General features: G+C 64.0%; 18 protein-coding genes. 9 read left to right on the top strand and 9 right to left on the bottom strand.

The window, feature by feature from the left end; all coding sequences use genetic code 11:
• Positions 1-115: 115 nt before the first annotated feature.
• Genes PQQ51_RS26150 through PQQ51_RS26135 form a run of 4 tightly spaced genes read right to left on the bottom strand, consistent with a single transcriptional unit; the run spans position 116 to position 3,929 of the window.
• A complete protein-coding gene (locus tag PQQ51_RS26150) occupies positions 116-826 on the bottom strand; it encodes a PqiC family protein (protein WP_408499839.1) in 711 nt (236 codons plus the stop codon).
• On the bottom strand, positions 823-2,481 hold the full coding sequence (locus PQQ51_RS26145; protein WP_408499837.1) for a PqiB family protein: 1,659 nt from the start codon (positions 2,479-2,481) through the stop codon (positions 823-825). Before PQQ51_RS26145 ends, PQQ51_RS26150 begins: the two co-directional genes overlap by 4 nt.
• On the bottom strand, positions 2,474-3,124 hold the full coding sequence (locus PQQ51_RS26140) for a paraquat-inducible protein A (protein WP_408499835.1): 651 nt from the start codon (positions 3,122-3,124) through the stop codon (positions 2,474-2,476). Before PQQ51_RS26140 ends, PQQ51_RS26145 begins: the two co-directional genes overlap by 8 nt.
• Before the next feature lie 7 nt (positions 3,125-3,131).
• On the bottom strand, positions 3,132-3,929 hold the full coding sequence (locus PQQ51_RS26135; RefSeq protein WP_408499833.1) for a paraquat-inducible protein A: 798 nt from the start codon (positions 3,927-3,929) through the stop codon (positions 3,132-3,134).
• Positions 3,930-4,332: 403 nt separating this feature from the next.
• On the opposite strand from PQQ51_RS26135, the gene PQQ51_RS26130 reads away from it, so the two are divergent.
• The 4 genes from PQQ51_RS26130 (at position 4,333) to PQQ51_RS26115 (ending at position 7,638) form a co-directional block, all read left to right on the top strand.
• Positions 4,333-4,893, top strand: a complete 561-nt coding sequence (locus PQQ51_RS26130; RefSeq protein WP_408499831.1) for a cytochrome b — start codon at positions 4,333-4,335, stop codon at positions 4,891-4,893.
• 8 nt (positions 4,894-4,901) lie between these two features.
• Positions 4,902-5,465: a YceI family protein gene (locus PQQ51_RS26125; RefSeq protein WP_408499829.1), complete on the top strand. Its 564-nt coding sequence runs from the start codon at positions 4,902-4,904 to the stop codon at positions 5,463-5,465.
• A gap of 68 nt (positions 5,466-5,533) precedes the next feature.
• Positions 5,534-6,100, top strand: coding sequence for a YceI family protein (locus PQQ51_RS26120; RefSeq protein WP_408499843.1), 567 nt, complete (start codon positions 5,534-5,536; stop codon positions 6,098-6,100).
• Positions 6,101-6,360: 260 nt separating this feature from the next.
• On the top strand, positions 6,361-7,638 hold the full coding sequence (locus tag PQQ51_RS26115; protein WP_408499827.1) for an MFS transporter: 1,278 nt from the start codon (positions 6,361-6,363) through the stop codon (positions 7,636-7,638).
• Positions 7,639-7,758: 120 nt separating this feature from the next.
• Here PQQ51_RS26115 and secF read toward each other — a convergent pair whose 3' ends face one another.
• The 5 genes from secF to queA form a co-directional block, all read right to left on the bottom strand.
• On the bottom strand, positions 7,759-8,709 hold the full coding sequence (secF, locus tag PQQ51_RS26110) for a protein translocase subunit SecF (protein ID WP_408499825.1): 951 nt from the start codon (positions 8,707-8,709) through the stop codon (positions 7,759-7,761).
• Positions 8,710-8,729: 20 nt separating this feature from the next.
• Positions 8,730-10,802, bottom strand: coding sequence for a protein translocase subunit SecD (secD, locus tag PQQ51_RS26105; RefSeq protein ID WP_408499823.1), 2,073 nt, complete (start codon positions 10,800-10,802; stop codon positions 8,730-8,732).
• Positions 10,803-10,920: 118 nt separating this feature from the next.
• Positions 10,921-11,250, bottom strand: a complete 330-nt coding sequence (yajC, locus tag PQQ51_RS26100; RefSeq protein WP_007179286.1) for a preprotein translocase subunit YajC — start codon at positions 11,248-11,250, stop codon at positions 10,921-10,923.
• Positions 11,251-11,412: 162 nt separating this feature from the next.
• Positions 11,413-12,618, bottom strand: coding sequence for a tRNA guanosine(34) transglycosylase Tgt (tgt, locus tag PQQ51_RS26095; protein ID WP_408499821.1), 1,206 nt, complete (start codon positions 12,616-12,618; stop codon positions 11,413-11,415).
• A gap of 181 nt (positions 12,619-12,799) precedes the next feature.
• Positions 12,800-13,852, bottom strand: coding sequence for a tRNA preQ1(34) S-adenosylmethionine ribosyltransferase-isomerase QueA (queA, locus tag PQQ51_RS26090; RefSeq protein ID WP_408499819.1), 1,053 nt, complete (start codon positions 13,850-13,852; stop codon positions 12,800-12,802).
• A gap of 148 nt (positions 13,853-14,000) precedes the next feature.
• Between queA and recG the strand changes: the two genes are divergently transcribed.
• The 5 genes from recG to PQQ51_RS26065 all read left to right on the top strand — a co-directional run bounded on the left by recG (position 14,001) and on the right by PQQ51_RS26065 (position 21,339).
• A complete protein-coding gene (recG, locus tag PQQ51_RS26085; protein ID WP_408499817.1) occupies positions 14,001-16,247 on the top strand; it encodes an ATP-dependent DNA helicase RecG in 2,247 nt (748 codons plus the stop codon).
• 127 nt (positions 16,248-16,374) lie between these two features.
• Positions 16,375-18,519, top strand: coding sequence for a site-specific recombinase (locus PQQ51_RS26080; protein WP_408499816.1), 2,145 nt, complete (start codon positions 16,375-16,377; stop codon positions 18,517-18,519).
• 128 nt (positions 18,520-18,647) lie between these two features.
• The gene (locus PQQ51_RS26075) at positions 18,648-19,943 is read left to right on the top strand and encodes a THUMP domain-containing class I SAM-dependent RNA methyltransferase (RefSeq protein ID WP_408499815.1); all 1,296 of its coding nucleotides are present in this window, start codon (positions 18,648-18,650) and stop codon (positions 19,941-19,943) included.
• Positions 19,944-20,205: 262 nt separating this feature from the next.
• Positions 20,206-20,589, top strand: a complete 384-nt coding sequence (locus tag PQQ51_RS26070; RefSeq protein ID WP_408499814.1) for a VOC family protein — start codon at positions 20,206-20,208, stop codon at positions 20,587-20,589.
• Positions 20,590-20,601: 12 nt separating this feature from the next.
• Positions 20,602-21,339, top strand: coding sequence for a helix-turn-helix transcriptional regulator (locus tag PQQ51_RS26065; protein ID WP_408499813.1), 738 nt, complete (start codon positions 20,602-20,604; stop codon positions 21,337-21,339).
• Positions 21,340-21,346: the final 7 nt, after the last annotated feature.

The raw sequence follows: 21,346 nt of genomic DNA, 5'->3' as shown, positions 1-21,346 counted from the left end.
GCCGCGGCAAAGAAAGTAAGTGCCGCCCCGCACAGGGGCAACCCTGGCGAACCAAAAAGGAAATGAAAACCACCAGCGCCGCAGGCAAACCAAACCCAAACCCAAACCCCAAACATTACCCCCCAGCCCCAAGACCAGGACACGCCGGCACGGCCACCCCAACAACCACTCCCTTGCCGACAGCCCCCCCCTTAGAAGAAGGCAAAGCAGCAACCAACGCCTGCACCCCAGCCGCGATCTGCGCGGACACGCGCCCCAACGCCTCCCGATGCCCCGCCACCAAGGCATCATACCCACCGCCAACCGGCACATTCACCACACTCCGGCACGTCATCACCACCGTACTCCGCACAGCCCGCACACTCCACACCGCATCGATCAACGCATGCGACCCCGGCCACGACTCAAACCGTTGCACATTCATGCTGACGCGATACACAGGCGTCGTATCCGAATACGCAGTGCCATAAACATCAATGGTCCCCAACTGCTGCGTCAGACTGGTCGACAGCGCCCGGCGAATTTCATCGCCCGGCAACGATGCCCACCGCTCCTGCTCCAGCACCTGAACCTGCGTCGGCCCGGTCTGCACGACCAGTTGATTCTTCGCCACCTGCGGCGGCACATCCACCGGCGCGACTTCGATCAGCCACGCCGGCGCAGCCGCAGTTCGCGCGTCGGCCGCAGCACTATCGGACCCAAGCGTATAAAACCGGCTCGACGGCGACGAACACGCCGCCATCGCCAGCATGCCGGCCAGAGCGCCAACATACGCAGCACCGCGCAAGAACCCGCGCGGCGGGCGGGGAAGCCGGGCAAACATCATGGTTTATCTCCTGTTTTACCGCGCAACAGCGATTCCGGATGACGCTCCAGATAATCCGACAGCGCATTCAACGATTGCAAAGTCCGCGTCAACTCCTGCAACGCCTGGTGAACATCCGACTGCAACGGCGAGTCCTGCTGCAACGTCGCTTCCGCCGAACCAAAAGTCTGCTTCGCCGCCGCCAACGTGTCGCGCGCCTCGGGCACCACTTCCTTGTCGAGTCGCGTGAACAGTTGATCGGCGTTCTTCAACGCACTGTTCAGGTTCGAGCCGATCTGGTCGAACGGCACCTTGTCGAGCTTTTTCGCGATGTCGGCAACCTGCACCTGCAGTTCGTCGAGCGAGTTCGGAATGGTCGGTAACTCAAGCGGATCGCTCGTCACGTCGACCGTCGCCGGCGGCGCTTTCGGGAAAATATCGACCGCCACATACAACTGGCTCGTAATCAGATTGCCGGTACGCAACTGGCCGCGCAGACCATGCTTGACGAGCTGTTGCAACATGCCCTGACCGGCGAGGCTGCCCGGTACCGGCGCGGTCTCGCGGAAGCGCTTGCCGAGGCGGTCCGGGTAGATGTTCATCGTCACCGGCATCGTGAAGCTGCGGGTCTTCGGGTCGTAGTCGATGCCGATATTGGTCACCTGGCCCAGCACGATCCCGCGGAAATCGACCGGCGCGCCAATCGACAGCCCACGCAGCGACTGGTTGAAATTCATCACCACGCGCAGCGGCACGCCGTCCGGTTCGCGCATCGCGTCCTGTTCATCCGAGCCGAGGCGGAACGTCATGTTGTTCGGCGCCTGAGCGCCCACGCCCTGACCCGGCGGCGACTGGAACGACAGGCCGCCGACGATCACCGTCGCGAGCGATTGCGTATTCAGCTTGAAGCCGCTCGAGTCGAGCCGCAAATCGACCCCGCTCGCATGCCACCAGCGCGAATTGGTGCCGACGTACTGGTCGAACGGCGCGGACACGAACACCTGCATCGTCACGCCGGTGCCGTCCTTGTCGAGCGAGAAACCGACCACCTGGCCGACCTGCACGCGCCGGTAGAAAATCGGCGAGCCGATGTCGATCGAGCCGAGCGAATCGCCGTGCAACACGAACTGATGTCCCTTCTGGTCGCCGGTGATCGGCGGCGGCGTTTCGAGCCCGACGAAGTTCTTCTCCGTATCCGGCGAATGGCCGGCATCCGCGCCGATGTACGCGCCGGACAGCAACGTGGTCAACCCCGACACGCCGCTCGCGCCGACCCGCGGCCGCACCACCCAGAAGCGCGAATCCTTGACCGCGAAGTCTTCGCCTTCCTTCGTGAGCTGCACCTGCACGAGCACGTGCGACAGATCTTTCGCCAGCGTGATGGTCTTCACCGAACCGACGTCGACGTCTTTGTACTTGACCTTCGTCTTGCCGGGTTCGAGCCCCTCGGCGCTGATGAAACTGATCGTGATGGTCGGGCCTTTTTCGGTCACCGACTTGATCACCAGCGCAATGCCGATCAGCGCGGCGATCAGCGGAATCACCCAGACGAGCGACGGCAGCCAGCGGCTGCGCGGCTCGATGTCGGGGTCCGGCAGTTGAGGCGGCAGCTTCGGTCCGTTCGAATCGTTGCGCGGCGCATCGGAGGCGGGCGTCGGTCCTTGCGGGCTAGTCATGGTTGGGGTCCTGAGGTTTTTGGGTACGGCCTTCGACGTTGTCCCAGATGAGCCGTGGATCGAATTGCATGGATGCCATCATCGTCAGAATCACCACCGAGCCGAACGCGATCGCGCCCGGCCCGGCCGTGATCACGGCCAGCGACTTGAAGCGCACCAGCGCGACGGTCAGCGTGACCACGAACACGTCGAGCATCGACCAGCGCCCGATCCGTTCGACCATCCGGTAAAGCGTGGTGCGCTGCTCGGGCCGCCAGCGCGAGCGGCGCTGCGCCGTCGCGGTCAGCAGCACCAGCACGCTGAGCTTGAGCATCGGCACCATGATGCTGGCAATGAACACGATCACGGCCAGCGGCCAGTCGCCCGACGTCCAGAAATACACGACGCCGCTCATGATGGTGTCGTCTTCCGAACCGAGCAGCGACGAGGTGTGCATCACCGGCAGCAGGTTCGCGGGAATATACAGCAACGCCGCGGCAATCAGCAGCGCCCACGTGCGCATCAGGCTATCGGGGTTGCGCGTATGCAGGCGCGTGCCGCAGCGGCCGCAGTGCTGCGCCGTGACGGAGCGGATACGCGGTTCGACGCGTCCGCATGCATGGCAGGAGACGAGGCCCGCGCGTTTCGCGGTAACGTATTTCATCGTGCGCTCACCCCTGATGCGGCGCGGGCGGGACGCCCGGCGGCAGATTCGGCGGGGCTTCCCCACGGCCCTCACGGCCCTCGGGCCCCTCGCGCTGAACGTCGCCGGTGAGTTCGGGTGGCGCGGGCGGACCGGCGACCTCGCTGATCACGGCCGCGGCGCTGTCGGCGGAAGTGCGCGGCAACGGGCGCCGGCTGCGGTCGCCGAGTTCGTCGGCGAGATCCCACAGAATGCGTGGATCGAACGACACCACCACCGCGAACATCAGCGTCAACACGCCGAACGCGAACAGCGCGGCCTCGGGAATCACGCGTGCGAGGCTCACCATCTTCACGATCGTGATCAGCACGCCGAGCATGAACACCTCGATCATCCCCCACGGCCGCACGAACTGGATCGCGCGCAACACGCGGTTGAAGGCCGGCGGCACATAGCCGGCTCGCAGCGGGATCAGCACATACAGCAGCGCGACGAGCTCGGTCAACGGAAACAGGATGGTCGAACAGAACACCATGACCGCGACGATCTGCATGTCCTCGCCCCACAGCGCGATAAGCGCGCCGAATAGCGTGGTCTGCGAGGTAATGCCGTTGGTTTCGAGTTCGACGATGGGGAAACCCTGCGCGATCAGAAATGTGATCAGCGCAGCCAGCGTCATCGAGCAGATGGTGTCGAGCTTGCGGGAAATGCCGCGATAAAGCGTGGCGCCGCAACGCGGGCAACGCGCACTGGTGCGCCCCACAAGCCGTGGCTTGCGGAACAGCGTATCGCATTCATGGCACGCGATCAGGTTGTCATGTTCCATACGGCAGAAGGGCGGGCGACGTGAGAGGCGGCGTGCAACGCCGGTTTACGAACTGGACGGACGAAAGCGTGCAGCAATAGTACCAAACGCAGTCCCTAACTCGCGTGGCCGCGACGGCCGTCGGCGCCTGCCGGGCGGCGGGCAAGTCTGGGCGGCGCTTTCGAGCCGATTCTTACATAGCGAGCGCACCACTAGGACACTGTCGTGCCCCAATTGTTCAACGCGTAGCACGCCGCATTCCAGATGCGTCGTGCCAGGATTTTCCGCTTGGGGTAGCATGGCGGCCTTGGGCGTGCCGCAGCCGGCGGGCCATCGATCGAAAGCCCCATGCGCTCAGCATCGGTCGCGCGGAATAACAGTATCGGCTGCGCCGTTAACCTTTCTCAAATAGCGTCGACCTGCCATGGCACTCAACCCTTCTTTCAGCGGCCGGGAATCGTACACGCGTACCGCCATTGCATTTCACTGGCTGATCGCGCTTCTGATCGTGTGCGGTTTCGCGCTCGGTTGGGTGATGACCGACATCCCGGGCTTTACGCCCACCAAGCTGCGCTATTTTTCCTGGCATAAGTGGATCGGCGTAACGGTGTTCGCACTCGCCGTGCTGCGCATTCTATGGCGCGCGACTCACGCCGCCCCGGCCATGCCGCGCCGCATGCCCGCCTGGCAGCGCGGCGCCGCGCATCTCACGCACTTTCTGCTGTACGTGCTGATGATCGCGATTCCGGCCTCCGGCTATCTGTACAGCTCGGCGGCCAATGTGCCGGTGGTCTACCTCGGGTTGATTCCGCTGCCGCGCCTGATCGCGCCGGATCCGCATCTGAAGGAAATCCTGAAGACCATTCACATCACGCTGAATTACACCTTGCTCGTGCTGGTCGCATTGCATGTCGCGGCGGCGCTCAAGCATCAATGGCTGGACCGCGACGGCTTGCTGTCGCGCATGCTCCCTTTCATCAAATAAGGATGCTCATGAAAGTTTCGTTCTATCGCTACATGCTTGCCGCGTTTGCCGCGGCCACCTTGACCGCTTCGGGCAGCGCGCTCGCGCAAGTGGACGTGTCGAAGAGCACGGTGACCGCTACGTCGAAGCAGATGAACGTGCCGGTCGAAGGCAAGTTCGGCAAGTTCAGCGCGCAGGTGAAGTTCGATCCGGCCAAACCGGCCGACGGCAGCGCGCAGTTCACGATCGACGTGGGAAGCTACGATCTCGGCGACGAGAGCTACAACGATCAGGTGCGCGGCAAGGACTGGTTCGACGCGAAGACGTATCCGAGCGCGACCTTCGTGTCGAGCGCGATCGCGCCGGCGGGCGGCAACAAGTTCAACGTGACCGGCAAGCTGACCATCAAGGGCAAGTCGCAAACGGTGGTGGTGCCGGTGACGGTCACCGAGCAGGGCCCGGCGCAGGTGTTCGACGGCGCGTTGCCGATCAAGCGCTCGCAGTTCGATATCGGCACCGGCGAATGGAAGGATACGTCGGTGGTCGCCGATGAAGTCGTGATCAAGTTTCACATCGTCGCAGCACGCAAGTGACGCTCGTCGCGCCGCAGAGGCGCGGCCGCTTTCCTTCAGGAACACAGGAGCATGAATTGAAAACTACTCTGTTGATCGCCGTTGGCGCGCTGGCTTCGTCTATCTCGTTCGGCGCATTCGCTGCGGACACCTATCAGCTCGACCCGACTCACACGTATCCGAGCTTCGAGGCGGATCACTTCGGCGGCCTGTCGGTCTGGCGCGGCAAGTTCACCAAAAGCTCGGGCACGGTGACGCTCGATCGCGCGGCGAAAACCGGCACGGTCGACGTGACCATCGATCCGGCTTCGGTCGATACCGGCAATGCGAAGCTCGACGAACATCTGAAGACCGATGCGTTCTTCGACGTCGCCAGATTTCCGGCGGCAACCTATAAAGGCACCGACATCAAGTTCGACGGCGACACGCCGGTGGAAGTGGTCGGCAGCCTGACGCTGCACGGCGTCACGAAGCCGCTCAATCTGAAGATCGAATCGTTCAAGTGCATGCAGCATCCGGTGCTCAAGCGTGAAGTGTGCGGCGTGGAAGCTAGCGGCCATTTCAGCCGGGCCGATTACGGAATGGATTTCGGCGCCAAATACGGCTTCAATATGGACACCAAGCTGCATATCCAGTCGGAAGGCATCAAGCAGTAAATTGGTGGGCGCATGAGTGCGCCGCCGTTGCGGCGCAACAAACAAACCGCTTCGTTCGCTCTGCGACGAAGCGGTTTTTTATTGCCGGGTCGAAACGCCAGAAGCCTTATGCGGCGGGACTCAGGGATTTGCCTCTCGCGTCGTTTTAATTTTTCGGGTACATAGAGCGCTGACGCCGTATTGGTTGTGCGCGCATCCAGTGCGGCAATATCGGGCCACAAGCCTGCATAAATACTATTCGACGCGCATTGGAGATCGGCATGAATGCAACGACGGCAACAACTCTGGCAGGGAGCCGGCAGAACTCGTGGCGGGCGGTGGTCGCCGCTTCGATCGGCAACGCGCTCGAGTGGTTCGATCTGGTGGTGTACGGTTTTTTCGCGGTGATCATCTCGAAGCTGTTCTTCCCGGCCGGCAACGACACGGTTTCGCTGCTGCTCACGCTGGGCACCTTCGGCGTGTCGTTCTTCATGCGCCCGCTCGGCGCGATCGTGATCGGCGCTTATGCGGACCGCTCGGGCCGCAAAGCGGCGCTCACGCTGTCGATCCTGCTGATGATGGCCGGCACGCTGATCATCGCCATTCTGCCGACGTACCAGAGCATCGGCCTCGCCGCGCCGGTGATCCTCGTGGTCGCGCGCCTGATGCAGGGCTTCTCGGCGGGCGGTGAATTCGGCAGCGCCACCGCTTTTCTCGCGGAGCACGTGCCGGGCCGGCGCGGTTTCTTCGCCAGTTGGCAGGTGGCGAGCCAGGGTTTGACGACGCTGCTCGCCGCCGGCTTCGGTGTGTTGCTGACCGGCAAACTGTCGCCGGAACAGATGGCGTCGTGGGGCTGGCGCGTGCCGTTTTTCTTCGGCCTGCTGATTGGACCGGTGGCCTGGTATATCCGCACGAAGCTCGACGAAACGCCCGAGTTCCTCGCGGCGGAGACGACCACGACGCCGTTGCGCGATACCTTCTCGAGCCAGAAACTGCGTCTCGTGATCGCGATCGGCGTGGTCGTGCTGGGGACGGTGTCGACGTATCTGGTGCTGTTCATGCCGACCTACGGCGTGAAACAACTCGGCCTCGCGCCTTCCGTCGCATTCGCGGCGATCGCGCTGACCGGCGTGATCCAGATGGTGTTCTCGCCGCTGGTCGGTCATCTGTCGGACAAGCATGGGCGCACGACGATCATGCTGGTGTCGGCGGTGCTGCTGTTGCTGCTGATCAATCCGGCGTTCGTGTACCTGGTCGCGCATCCGACTTTCGGCACGCTGATCGTGTTGCAGATCGTGTTCGGATTTCTGATGACCGGCTATTTCGCCGCGCTGCCCGGTTTGCTCTCGGAGATGTTTCCGGTGCAGACACGCACGACCGGTATGTCGCTGGCTTATAACATCGCGGTGACGATTTTCGGCGGGTTCGGGCCGTTTATCATCGCCTGGTTGATCAGCGCGACAGGGTCGAAGGCCGCGCCGAGCTTTTACATGATCTTTGCTGCGGCGATCAGCCTGGTCGCGCTGATTGCGGCGCGGCGCAAGCTCGGTTTCCGCTAGGAGCGTCCCGGTTAAACGAGACGGCTGTTGATGCAATGTTCAAGCAAAGAGCCGGTTCACTTTCGTGAACCGGCTCTTTTTTATCGCTAGCGAAACCGGCTTCGGCTTACACCAGCACAATCAAACCTGCGCGCCCGCGTTCGGATCGTTCGGGTCGGTGCCGACCTTCTTGTCCTTCAGCAGATCTTCACGCTTCACGCCGAACCACATCGCGAGCGCCGCGGCGACGAACACCGACGAGTAGATACCGAACAGAATACCGACCGTCAGCGCCAGCGCGAAGTAATGCAGCGTCGGGCCGCCGAACAGGAACATCGACAGCACCATCATCTGCGTACAGCCGTGGGTGATGATCGTGCGCGACATCGTGCTGGTGATCGCGTGGTTGATCACTTCGATCACGGTCAGCTTGCGTTCGCGGCGGAAAGTCTCGCGAATCCGGTCGAAGATAACGACCGATTCGTTCACCGAATAGCCGAGCACCGCGAGCACCGCAGCCAGCACCGACAGCGAAAACTCCCACTGGAAGGCCGCGAAGAAACCGAGAATGATGATCACGTCGTGCAAGTTCGCGATCACGCCGGCCACCGCGTACTTCCATTCGAAGCGGAACGACAGGTAGATCACGATGCCAACCACCACACAGGCGAGCGCGAGCAGACCATCGGTGGCGAGTTCCTTGCCGACCTGCGGACCGACGAACTCGACGCGCTGCAGTTGCACCTCAGGCGTATCGGCCTTCAGCGCGCTCATGACCTGATCGCTCTGCTGCGCGGACGTGTAGCCCTGCTTGAGCGGCAAGCGGATCAGCACATCGCGCGAAGTGCCGAAGTTCTGCACCTGCGCATCGGCATAACCGAGCTTGCCGAGCGTGCCGCGCACCGGTTCGAGCGGTGCCGCGCCCGGATACTGCACTTCGATCACGGTACCGCCGGTGAACTCCACCGAAAGATGCAGCCCGCGATGCACGAGAAAGAACACAGCAGCAAGAAACGTCAGCAGCGAAATCACGTTGAAGATCAACGCGCGCTGCATGAACGGAATGTCTTTGCGGAAACGGAAAAATTCCATGGTCTAGTTCTCTCCGGGGTTCAGCGGGACGAACCCGGTTTCTGCGACGAATTCGGCGTGTTCGCGGTGCTCTGCGAATTCGGCGCATTGCGGCGGCGCACGGTCGGCTTGCCGGCGCGTGCCTGGGCAACCGCGGCCTGCGCCTTCGACGGCTTCGCGACCGCAGCGACGGCTTGCGCCGTATCCGTGTCCGCGTCGTCGTTGCCGAGATAGGCAGCGGCGCCGTCGATGCCTTCCGCCTGCGGACGCCACACCTGGCCGATTGCCAGCGACTTCAGCTTCTTCTTGCCGCCGTACCAGAGATTGACGATACCGCGCGAGAAGAACACCGCCGAGAACATCGACGTCAGAATGCCGATACAGTGGACCATCGCGAAACCGCGCACCGGGCCGGAGCCGAATGCGAGCAGCGCAAGACCGGCGATCAGCGTGGTGACGTTCGAGTCGAGAATCGTCGCCCAGGCATGCGCATAGCCGTTCTGGATGGCCAGTTGCGGCGGCGCGCCGTGGCGCAGTTCTTCACGCACGCGTTCGTTGATCAGCACGTTCGCGTCGATCGCCATACCGAGCGCGAGCGCGATAGCCGCGATACCCGGCAGCGTGAGCGTGGCCTGCAGCATCGACAGCACGGCGATCAGCAGCAGCAGGTTGACCGACAGGCCGATCATCGAGATCACGCCGAACAGCATGTAATACGCGATCATGAAGACGGCGATCGCCACAAAGCCCCACACCACCGAGTGGAAGCCCTTGCTGATGTTGTCCGCGCCGAGGCTCGGACCGATCGTGCGTTCTTCGATGATGTCCATCGGCGCGGCCAGCGAACCGGCGCGCAGCAGCAGCGCGAGATCCGCGGCGCCTTGCGGCGTGGCCTGGCCGGTGATCTGGAAGCGGTCGCCCAGTTCCGACTGGATGGTCGCCACCGTCAGTACTTCGCCCTTGCCCTTTTCGAACAGCACCATCGCCATCGGCTTGCCGATGTTGTCGCGCGACACGCTGCGCACCGCGCGGCCGCCCGCCGAGTCCAGACGGATGTTGACCGACGGACGCTGATGTTCGTCGAAGCCCGCGGAGGCGTCGATGATCCGGTCGCCGGTGAAAATGATCTGCTTTCTCAGCAGCACCGGCGTCTGGTTGCCTTGCGTGAACAGCTCGTCGCCCGGCGGCACCGGATCGGACGGATTCGGATGCGTGTTGACCGGGTCGGCGAGGCGCGCTTCGAGCGTTGCCGTGCGGCCGATGATGTCTTTCGCCTTCGCCGTGTCCTGCACGCCCGGCAGTTCGACGACGATACGGTCGGAGCCCTGCTGCTGAATCACCGGCTCGGCCACGCCGAGTTCGTTCACACGGTTATGCAGCGTGGTGATGTTCTGCTTGAGCGCGGCGTCCTGCACCGCTCTCTGCACCGCCGGCGTGAACGTGCCGACCAGTTGCACGCCGCCGTCCGACGCGGTTTGCGAGGACCACTGGAGTTCGCCGATGCTGCGGCCCAGTTGCTTGGACGCTGCGTCTGCCGTCGCCTGGTCGGCGAAATTGATCACCACCGTCTGGTTGACGCGGTTCACGCCGCCATCGCGGATGTTGTTGTCGCGCAGGAGCGTGCGCGCGTCCGACGCGTCGGAGTCGAGCTTCTTGTTCAGCGCGCCGGCCATGTCGACCTGCAACAGGAAGTGCACGCCGCCGCGCAGATCGAGACCGAGGTACATCGGCAGCGCGTGCATGGCGGTCAGCCAGCGTGGCGACGCGCTTTGCAGATTCAGCGCGACGATGAACTGCGGATCGGTCGGGTCGCTGTTCAGCGACTTGGTGAGCAGGTCCTTCACGCGCAACTGCGTGTCGGTATCCAGCAGACGCACGCGGATGTTCGCGTTGGTCGACGAGTTGTCGAACGTGACGTCTTCCGGCTTGATCTGATTTGCAGCGAGCGCCGCTTCGACAGTCGACAGCGTGGTCGAGTCGAGCTTGACCGTTGCCTTGCCGCTCGACACCTGCACTGCCGGCGCTTCGCCGAACAGGTTGGGCAGCGAGTACACGAGACCGATGACCAGAGCCACCAGCATCACGGCGTATTTCCAGAGGGGGTAACGATTCATGAGTGGTCCAACGGGAAGGTTGGCTTGGAAGCGATGCATCCGGCGATGAGCGCGGGCAGTTCGGCGTTGTGTTGCATGAACCGCCGGCGAGGCCGCGCCGGATGCGAGAGAGCAGGCCTTACAGCGACTTGATCGTGCCCTTCGGGAGAATCGTCGTGACCGACGCTTTTTGCACGGTGATTTCCGTGCCTTCCGAGATTTCGACGCCGACGTAAGCTTCACCCACCTTGGTCACCTTGCCGACGATGCCGCCGTTCGTCACCACTTCGTCGCCCTTGGCCATCGCGGCGAGCATGTTGCGGTGTTCTTTCTGGCGCTTCATTTGCGGGCGAATCATGATGAAGTACAGCACGCCGAACATCAGAATCAGCGGCAGGAAGCTCATCAGGTTCGATTCGATGCCACCTGTTGCTGTGCCTTGGGCGAAGGCATTGGAAATGAACGACACGTTGGTCTCTCCGTTATAAATCAAAACGATCAAAAAAATCAGCCGGTTATTCTACCACCGGCAAACCGCGGCTCGGCGCGGGGAATCGGCTTTCCGATCAAGCTGTTAAGGCCGTTTACGTCCGCGCGAAAGTTTATTGTAAGGTTTTCGTCGTCGCGCCGTCTAATCGACGCCGCGCGCGCGGTTCTCGTGAAAGCGCTTGCGGAACGGCTCGAACATTTTCGCGTCGATCGCGTCGCGCATTTCCTGCATCAATTCGAGGTAGTAGTGCAGGTTGTGGATCGTGTTCAACTGCGCGCCGAGGATTTCCCCGACCCGGTGCAGATGGTGCAGATAGCCGCGCGTGAAATTCCGGCAGGTGTAGCAGCCGCATTGCTCGTCGAGCGGGCGCAGCGAATTCTTGTGCGCCGCGTTGCGGATCTTGATGTCGCCGAAACGGGTGAACAGCCAGCCGTTGCGCGCGTTGCGGGTCGGCATCACGCAGTCGAACATGTCGACGCCCGCGGCGACGCCCGCCACCAGGTCTTCCGGTGTGCCGACGCCCATCAGGTAGCGCGGCTTGTCGGCCGGCAGCTTCGGGCCGATATGGTTCAGCACGCGCATCATGTCTTCCTTCGGCTCGCCGACCGAGAGGCCGCCGATCGCGAGACCGTGGAAGTTCTTCTCAGCGAGACCCGCCAGCGATTCGTCGCGCAGGTCTTCGAACATGCCGCCCTGGACGATCCCGAACAACGCGTTCGGATTGCCGAGGCGCTGGAATTCGTCGATCGAACGCTGCGCCCAGCGCATCGACATGCGCATCGAATCCGCGGCGTCCTGGTGCGAAGTCGGCACGTTGTTGGTCGCGTACGGCGTGCATTCGTCGAACTGCATGACGATGTCCGAGTTCAGCACCTTCTGGATCTGCATCGACACTTCCGGCGACAGGAACAGCTTGTCGCCATTGATTGGCGACGCGAACGTGACGCCATCTTCGGTGATCTTGCGCAGATCGCCGAGCGAGAATACCTGGAAGCCGCCCGAGTCGGTCAGGATCGGTTTTTTCCAGCCCATGAAGCCGTGCAGGCCGCCATGCGCGCCGATCGTTTCGAGGCCAGGGCGCAGCCACAAGTGGAACGTGTTGCCGAGGATGATCTGCGCGTGCATTTCCTCGAGCTCGCGCGGCTGGACCGCCTTCACGGTGCCGTACGTGCCGACCGGCATGAAGATCGGCGTTTCGACCACGCCGTGATTCAGCGTGACGCGGCCGCGGCGGGCCTGGCCGTCGGTGCCGAGCAGTTCGAATTTGAGGCCGTTGTCGGGGCGTTCAGCGGGGCTCGCGCCGGTGTTGCCGGTATCTTGTCTATCGTGGGTATGACCGTCGGTCATGAGGAACTCCTGTGCTACCGGAGAACAGTCCGGCGCAGATGGTGAAATGCCGCCTGGCAAGCCACGGCGGCGGGGTAACGAAACTCAGGATGCAGCGCCGGCACGCTGTGCCGATGCGTCAAGGAGCGGCAAACTACCGCGCGCAGCGCTCCAGCACGGCGATCGCCACGCAGGCTCACGTCTATCGACGGTCGCGCCGCGTCAGCAGCATCGCGTCGCCATAACTGAAGAACCGGTAACGCTCGTCGATCGCATGCCGATACGCCGCGCGAATCGTATCGACGCCCGCGAATGCCGACACCAGCATCAACAACGTCGACTTCGGCAGATGGAAATTCGTCACCAGCCGGTCGACCACGCGGAATGTGTAGCCCGGCGTGATGAAGATATCGGTTTCCGTGCTGGACTCGGCGAGCGGTTTGCCCGCGGCTTCGGCGTCGCGCGCTGCGGCTTCGAGCGCGCGCATCGACGTCGTGCCGACCGCGATCACGCGGTTGCCGCGCGCGCGTGTGGCGGCGATCTTGTCGGCGAGCGTTTGCGGCAGGTGATACCACTCGCTGTGCATCTTGTGCTCGGCGAGGTTTTCGACGCGCACCGGCTGGAACGTGCCCGCGCCGACATGCAACGTGAGCGTGGCGCGCTCGACGCCGCCGGCGTCCAGCCGCGCGAGCAGCGCGTCGTCGAAATGCAGGCCGGCCGTGGGCGCGGCAACCGCACCCGGGTTCTGCGCGAACACGGTCTGGTAGCGGCTTTCGTCGGTCGCATCGGGATCGTGCTCGATGTACGGCGGCAGCGGCAGGCGGCCGAACTGCTCGATCAGCGTCAGACAGTCGGCGGGAAAATGCAGCGTGTAGAACGGCTCGACGCGCTCGCCGACGGTCACGTCGAACGCATCCGCGAGACGGATCGTCGTGCCCGGCTGCGGGCTCTTGCTCGCGCGGATCTGCGCGAGCGCCGTGCGCTCGCCGGTCAGCCGCTCCACCAGCACTTCGATTTTGCCGCCGCTCGCCTTCTGGCCAAGGAAGCGCGCCTTCAGCACTTTGGTATCGTTGAAGACCAGCAGATCGCCGGCCGCGATGCATTCGGGCAGTTCGGCGAAGCGGCGGTCCGTGAGACGTGCCGGCTCCCCGGTGTTGTCCACTTCGAGCAGACGGCTGGCGCTGCGCTCGGGCAGCGCAACTTGCGCGATCAGCTCGGGCGGCAGATCGAAATCGAAATCGGAAAGCGTAAACATGCGGACGACTGGAAGCGAATTGGGACGGAATTGAGCCGAAGCCGGAGCCGGGCGGCTATGATTGCGGGACGCCAGAGCGGCCCGCGAGCCCGCGCGCTGTATGGCGGCGACACCTTTGACAGCCGATATTGTACTTGCGAAGCAACCCATGCCTTTGTCCGACCGCCGAATCCCGTCCACCACCGATGAAGTGAGCGCCGAGCCCAAGCGCCGCGTATCGCGGGCGAAGGCGGCGGACGACGGCGCGTCCGGAGCGGACACGGGCGCGTCGGCGAGCGCAGCGGAGAAGAAAACGGCCCGCACCGCCGCGGCCAAACCCCCAGTCAAATCCGCCGCAAAATCCGTCGACAAACTCGCCAAACTCGGCCTCACGCGCGCGATCGATCTGGTGCTGCATCTGCCGATGCGCTACGAGGACGAAACCTCGCTGACGCCGATCGGACATCTGCTTCCCGGCGGCATCTCGCAGACCGAAGGCGTGGTGTTCGACAACGAGATCGCGTATCGCCCGCGCCGCCAGTTGCTGGTGAAACTGCGCGACGACGCCGGCGACGAACTCGTGCTGCGCTTCCTGAACTTCTACGGCTCGCAGGTCAAGCAGATGGCGATCGGCGCACGGCTGCGCGTGCGCGGCGACGTGCGCGGCGGCTTCTTCGGGATGGAGATGGTGCACCCGGCGGTGCGCGTGGTCGACGAAGACACGCCGCTGCCGCAGGCGCTCACGCCGGTTTATCCGAGCACCGCGGGCGTAACCCAGGCGTATCTGCGCAAATCGATCGACAACGCGTTGTCGCGCGTGTCGTTGCCGGAGTTGCTGCCTGATGCGGTCGCCGAGGCCTACCTGCGGCCGCTCGACGTGCCGAACCTGATGGACGCGGTGCGTACGCTGCATCATCCGGGCGTGCAGTCCGACGAAACCGCGTTGATCGACGGCACGCATCCCGCGTGGGTGCGGATCAAATTCGAGGAGTTGCTCGCGCAGCAGATGTCGTTGAAACGCGCGCACGACGAACGCCGCAACCGCGCGGCGCCGGGCATGCCGCGGCGGAAAATCGGCGACGACGCGTCGCTGGTCGCGCGCTTGCTGAAGGCGCTGCCGTTTTCGCTGACAGCCGCCCAGCAGCGCGTGTGCGGCGAAATCGCGCTCGACCTCACGCAGCCGCATCCGATGCAGCGCTTATTGCAAGGCGACGTCGGCAGCGGCAAGACGGTGGTCGCCGCGCTCGCCGCCGCGCAGGCAATCGACGCCGGCTATCAGGCCGCGCTGATGGCGCCGACCGAAATTCTCGCCGAACAGCACGCGCGCAAATTGCGCGGCTGGCTGGAACCGCTCGGCGTAAGCGTCGCGTGGCTGGCCGGCAGCCTGAAGACGAAGGACAAGCGCGCTGCGATCGAAGCGGCGGCGCTCGGCACCGCGCAACTCGTGATCGGCACGCACGCGATCATCCAGGACACGGTCGAGTTCGCGCGGCTGGGGCTGGTGATCGTCGACGAACAGCATCGCTTCGGCGTCGCCCAGCGGCTCGCGCTGCGCGCGAAAGCGCAGAACGCCGCCGACGGCGCGAGCGATTTCCAGCCGCATCAGTTGATGATGTCCGCGACGCCGATTCCGCGCACGCTCGCGATGACCTATTACGCCGACCTCGATGTGTCCACCATCGACGAATTGCCGCCCGGTCGCACGCCGATCCTGACCAAGCTGGTGTCCGACGCGCGCCGTGAAGAGGTGATCGGCCGGGTGCGCGAAGCGGCATTGACGGGGCGTCAGGTGTACTGGGTGTGTCCGCTGATCGAGGAAAGCGAGACCTTGCAGTTGCAGACCGCGGTCGAGACGTACGAGACGCTGGTGGCCGCGCTGCCCGAGTTGAACGTGGGTCTCGTGCATGGGCGGCTCGCACCGGCGGAAAAAGCCGCGGTGATGGACGCGTTCACGCGCAACGAAGTGCAATTGCTGGTGGCGACGACGGTGATCGAAGTGGGCGTGGACGTGCCGAATGCGTCGTTGATGGTGATCGAGCATGCGGAGCGCTTCGGCCTTGCGCAGTTGCACCAGTTACGCGGACGGGTTGGGCGTGGGAGCGCCGCTTCGGTGTGCGTTCTGCTTTATACCGGGCCGTTGTCGATGACCGCGCGGGCGCGATTGCAGACCATGCGCGAGACCACCGACGGGTTCGAGATTGCCCGCCGCGATCTGGAGATTCGCGGCCCGGGCGAGTTCCTGGGCGCGCGGCAGTCGGGCGCGGCGATGCTGCGCTTTGCCGATCTGGAAAACGATCAGTGGTTGATCGAGCCGGCCCGCGAAGCGGCGGCGGTTTTGCTGGAGAAATATCCAGACGTGGTGTTGCAGCACCTCGCGCGGTGGCTCGGGGCCCGGGAGCAGTTTCTGAAGGCATGAGGTTTTGCACTGCCGGAATTTTTAAATCGAAAAAAAAAACTGCCAAACCAAAATCCGCAGACGGAAACATCCCCTATCCTTCCGCCTAACGAAACTCCGAGCGCCGCAGGCACGCACAACCATCCCGATGTTCACTTCGATACAAAGATTGCTAAAGAAATGGCGCGCGTCCCGCGACAGCGGCCAGCAACTCGACGCGCTGCTGGCGATCGCCGACAGGACCGCGCCTTACGCGGAGCGAAGTGAATGGCTGATCGAACTATCCCACTGGATCCGTCGCGGCCGCCCCGTCCAGCAGCAGCAAGCCGCCACGGAAGCGATAGCAGAAGCAGAATCGCCGGCACCCCGCTTGCCCGCGCATAGCCGAATCCGCTATCTACTCCACGTTCTCGACCGTAACCCGGTCTGGAAAGCCAACGTCGCCGGCATCCTGCGTGCGTTGCTGCGCGAAAGCGACGGTCTGTCGCTGCTCTGCGACGCCGGCATGCCGGTCCACTCCGGTTTCTTCGGCGCCCTTTTCGAGCGGCTCGAAACCTCGCTCATTCCGCCCGCGCCGAACCGGCGCGATCTCACCGCGATCGTCACACTGATGTTCGATTCGGAACACGACGCCGAGTGGATCGCCGCGCTCCCGGTCGATCTGCTCACGCGCATCCACGCGCTCTTCGATTACGAGGACAACACCGATCCCGACACTGGAGCGCCGCGCCGCTCGACGCCCTTTTCCCTCGACCTGCTCGCGGCCCTGCACAACCTGACCTGCCAGATCAGTTCGACCGGCCTGTCGCAAACGGTGCGCAGCCGGCTCGGCGACGTCGACGCGCGCGATGCCGCCGACGTGCGCATCGCGATGGAAAAGCAGCCGTTCTACCGTCTCACGCGCGCGATGCTTGCCGTCGAAGCGGCCCACCAGGCCGTCGCCGACGGTGCGCCGCAAGACAAGCTGCTGCACGAGGTCAATTATCTGCGGCTGTTGCTCGACGAATGCCGCGGCGCGATCGACAACGTCTTCGCGCATCTCTACCGGAACGGCGTCAGCGTCGACATCGTGTTTCAGGTCGAGCGGATGCGCATGCGCATCGTGCGCGCGGAACATCTGCTGAACGCGTGGATGGCGCACGACGATCCGCATGCCGGCGCGCGCCTCACCGCCGAACTGGTCAACGCAAATCAGGCGAGCCAGAGCGTCGCGTATCTGCTGCGCAGCAATTTCTCGCTGCTGGCGCGCAAGGTCGTCGAATACAGCGCGGATACCGGCGAACACTACATTGCACGCGATCGCGCCGAGTATCTGAAGATGCTGCGCATGGCAGCCGGCGGCGGACTCGTCACGGTCGTCACGGTCTGCATGAAGTTCGCGATCACAGGCGCGCATCTGCAATCGATGCTCGAAGGGCTGCTCGCCGGCTTCAACTACGCGGCCAGTTTCCTGCTGATGCACTTCCTGCACTTCTCGCTCGCGACCAAACAGCCGGCGATGACCGCGCCCACCCTCGCGCGTGAACTCGACGGCGTGGGGACGCCGGCCGGCGTCGACAGTTTCGTGAGTTCGGTGACCGCGCTGATGCGCACGCAGGCGGCCGCCGTACTCGGCAACGTGCTGCTGGTGTTTCCCGTGTGCCTCGCCGTGCAATTGCTGTGGCACACGCTGTTCCACGCCGACATCATCTCGCCGGACAAAGCGCGCGCCACGTTGCACTCGTTCTCGCTGCTCGGACCGACGCCTTTCTATGCCGCGCTGACCGGCGTGCTGCTGTGGTCGTCGAGCCTGCTCGCGGGTTGGGCGGACAACTGGTTCGTGCTACATCGCGTGGCCGACGCGCTCGAGTACAACCGCCGCCTGCGCATGACGCTCGGTGCGGCCGGCGCGGCGCGCCTCGCCGCGTGGTGCCGCTCGAACGTGGCGGGTGTCGTGGGCAACATCACGCTCGGCCTGATGCTCGGACTCGTGCCGGCAATTCTCACCGCCTTCGCGTTCACTTTCGAAGTCCGGCACGTGACGTTGAGCGCCGGGTCGATCGGCGTCGCGCTCGGCGTGCTGGGCAAGGACGCATTGAAATTGCCGGAACTCTGGTGGGCGGTCGCGGGCGTCGGCAGCATGGCGATCCTCAACGTGGCGGTGAGCTTCGCGCTCGCGTTTTATATGGCCGTCAAATCGCGCGACTTGCGGCGCCACGCGGTGCGCTCGTTGCGCGGCGCGATCTGGCAGCGGGTGTTCAGCCATCCGCGTGAACTGGTGTGGCCGGCCAAAGCTTCATCCGAAGGTCAATGAGACTTGCCGGGTTCGGGCGGCGGCACACCACAAACCCGCCGCTCGCCGCGCTTGCGCCAACGCCCCCTCGGGCCCGCCACACCGACCGCGTACAATGGCGCCTTATCTAACGCCTTCCGGCAACCTCAATGTCCTTCGATTTCTTCCTCCCCTGCCCGCGCGGCCTTGAAGCCTCGCTCGCCGCCGAACTCACCGAAATAGCCGCCACGCACCTGAACGGCGCGCCGTTCAGCGCGGGCGCCCAAGTGCCGGGCGGCGTGCATTTCCGCGGCGGCTGGGCCGCCGGCATGGCCGCCAACCTGCATTCGCGCCTCGCAAGCCGCGTACTGCTGAAGATAGCGCACCGCCCCTATCGCAGCGAGCAGGACATTTACGCGCTCGCCGTCGAGCAGCGTTGGGAGCAGTGGTTCTCGGCGAATGAAACGCTGCGCGTGGACGTCACCGCGATCAAATCGCCGCTGCGCAGCCTCGAATTCACGACGCTGCGCGTCAAGGACGCAATCTGCGACCGTCTGCGCGAAGTCAGCGGCGCGCGGCCGAGCATCGACACCGCGATGCCCGACGTGCGCGTGTTCGCCTTCCTCACGGCCACCGATTGCACGCTCTATCTCGACACCTCCGGCGACCCGCTGTTCAAGCGCGGCTGGCGTCTGGACAAAGGCGCGGCGCCGCTGCGCGAAAATCTCGCGGCCGGCATTCTGCGTCTGACCGGCTGGACCGCCGGCACGCCGCTGTACGACCCGATGTGCGGCAGCGGCACCTTCCTCGCGGAAGCCGCTCAAGTCGCGCTGAACATCGCACCGGGTGCGGAGCGCCGTTTCGGCTTCGAAAAGCTCAAGCAATACGAAGCCAAAACGTGGCAAACGCTGAAGGCCGCCGCGCTCGACGCGAAACATGCCGCGCGTAATTCGCGTGCCGATCTGCAGATCTTCGGCAGCGATATTTCCGGCGACATGCTCGACAAGGCGCGCGCGAACTTCCAGCGCGCCGGCTTGCCGTCGATTCCGCTCAAACAGGTCGACGCGCGCGGGATGACTGCGCCGTCGCCGGAAGCGGGCATTCTCGTCGCGAATCCGCCGTATGGCGAACGGATCGAAGTACGCGGCCGCAACGCGCGCGGCGAGATCCGCGAAGGCCGCGCCACCCGCGAAGGTCGTGAAGAAGAAAGCTTCCACCGCGCACAGGAAGACGCGCCGGACAGCGAATTCTTCCATTCGCTCGGCGACGCGTTGAAGCAGCGCTTCACCGGCTGGCATGCGTTCATTCTGACCTCGGATCGCAAGCTGCCCGGTCAGTTGCGTCTGCGTGAATCGACCAAAACGCCGCTGTTCAACGGCGCGCTGGAATGCCGCCTGTTCCGCTTCGATCTGATCGCGGGCAGCGTGCGTCAGCGGCCGCAGAACAACGATACGCCGGCGGCATGAAGCGCTGACCCGGCAACTGCGTAATACGTCGCAAACATCGCGGCACGCCATAACTCGCAGCAACAAAAACCGCGGACCCGAGACTCGATCGCCGCGGTTTTTTTTCGTCCATACGCAGGCGCGAGGCGTTTTTTTCGCGCCGCATCTTTCTGCCACCTTCCCCACCCTACTGACAGCACGCTGTCAGCAGCACCCCCGCACACTCCTTCTCACGCCATCCGGCGCTTTGCACGGCTTACCCGCCGCTACCCAGGAGAGTGTCATGTCCGCATCATCCAAAGTTGTTGCATGGTTCGAGATCCCGTCGGTCAACTTCGATCGCGCTGTCCACTTTTACGAAACCACGTTCGACGTCAAACTGAATCGCGAGGAGTTCGGTGGTCAGCCGATCGCCCTGTTCGGGTATGAGGAGCCGGCGACTGGCGGCGCGATCATCCACAGCCCGTCGATGACGCCATCGGACGACGGCGTCGTCGTCTACCTGAACGCGCAGCCTAACGTCAATGCGGTGCTCGCACGCGTCGAGCGGGCCGGCGGCAAGGTCGACGGGCCGGTCATCAAGCTGCCGCAGGACATCGGCTACATCGCGTTCTTCACCGATACGGAAGGCAACCGCCTCGGCCTGCATTCGCGGACCAATGGTTGAACGGCTAGCGTCATGCGGCGCTATCATCGCGGGACTGTCCCCGTCCTTTTCTACAAGACGCCCACGATGACGCGCCGCGCCGACCGCCTGTTCCAGATCGCCGAACTCCTGCGCGGCCGGCGTCTGACCACCGCGCAGCAACTCGCCGACTGGCTCCATATCTCGTTGCGCACCGTCTATCGCGACGTGCGCGATCTGCAATTGTCCGGCGTGCCGATCGAAGGCGAAGCCGGCATCGGCTACCGGCTGAGCCGCGCGGCGAGTTTGCCGCCGCTCACCTTCACCGCTGACGAACTCGCCGCGCTCGCAGCCGGCGCGCGGATGCTCGAATCGTGGGGCGGCGCCGGTTTCGCAAGCGGTGCACGCGGCGCGCTCGCAAAAATCGCGTCGGCGATGCCCGCCGACAAACGCGCCACATTGGAACGACTGGCGATCTTCGCGCCGTCGTTTCATATCAAGGCGGAGTTTTCGGCGCGAGTGGACATCCTGCATCGCGCGATCGACAAACGGCACGTGGTGCGCTTTGCCTATATCGATGCGAACGGCGCGGCAACCGAGCGGCGCGTATGGCCGCTGGCGCTCGCGTATTGGGGCGCGCGCTGGACGCTCGGCGCGTGGTGCGAATTGCGCGGCGACTTCCGCAACTTCGGACTGGAAAGGATTCAGGAACTACAGGTGCTGGAACAGTATCCGGATCAGGAAGGCAGACGGCTCGCGGATCTGCTGCGGCATCTGAATGCGAAGCGGTGACTCAGAA

It is taken from the genome of Paraburkholderia xenovorans, from assembly GCF_046030735.1.
Classification (GTDB): Bacteria; Pseudomonadota; Gammaproteobacteria; order Burkholderiales; family Burkholderiaceae; genus Paraburkholderia; species Paraburkholderia xenovorans_A.
Note: the sequence above shows the minus strand (reverse complement) of the source record. Positions and strands in the feature narration are given on the sequence as shown.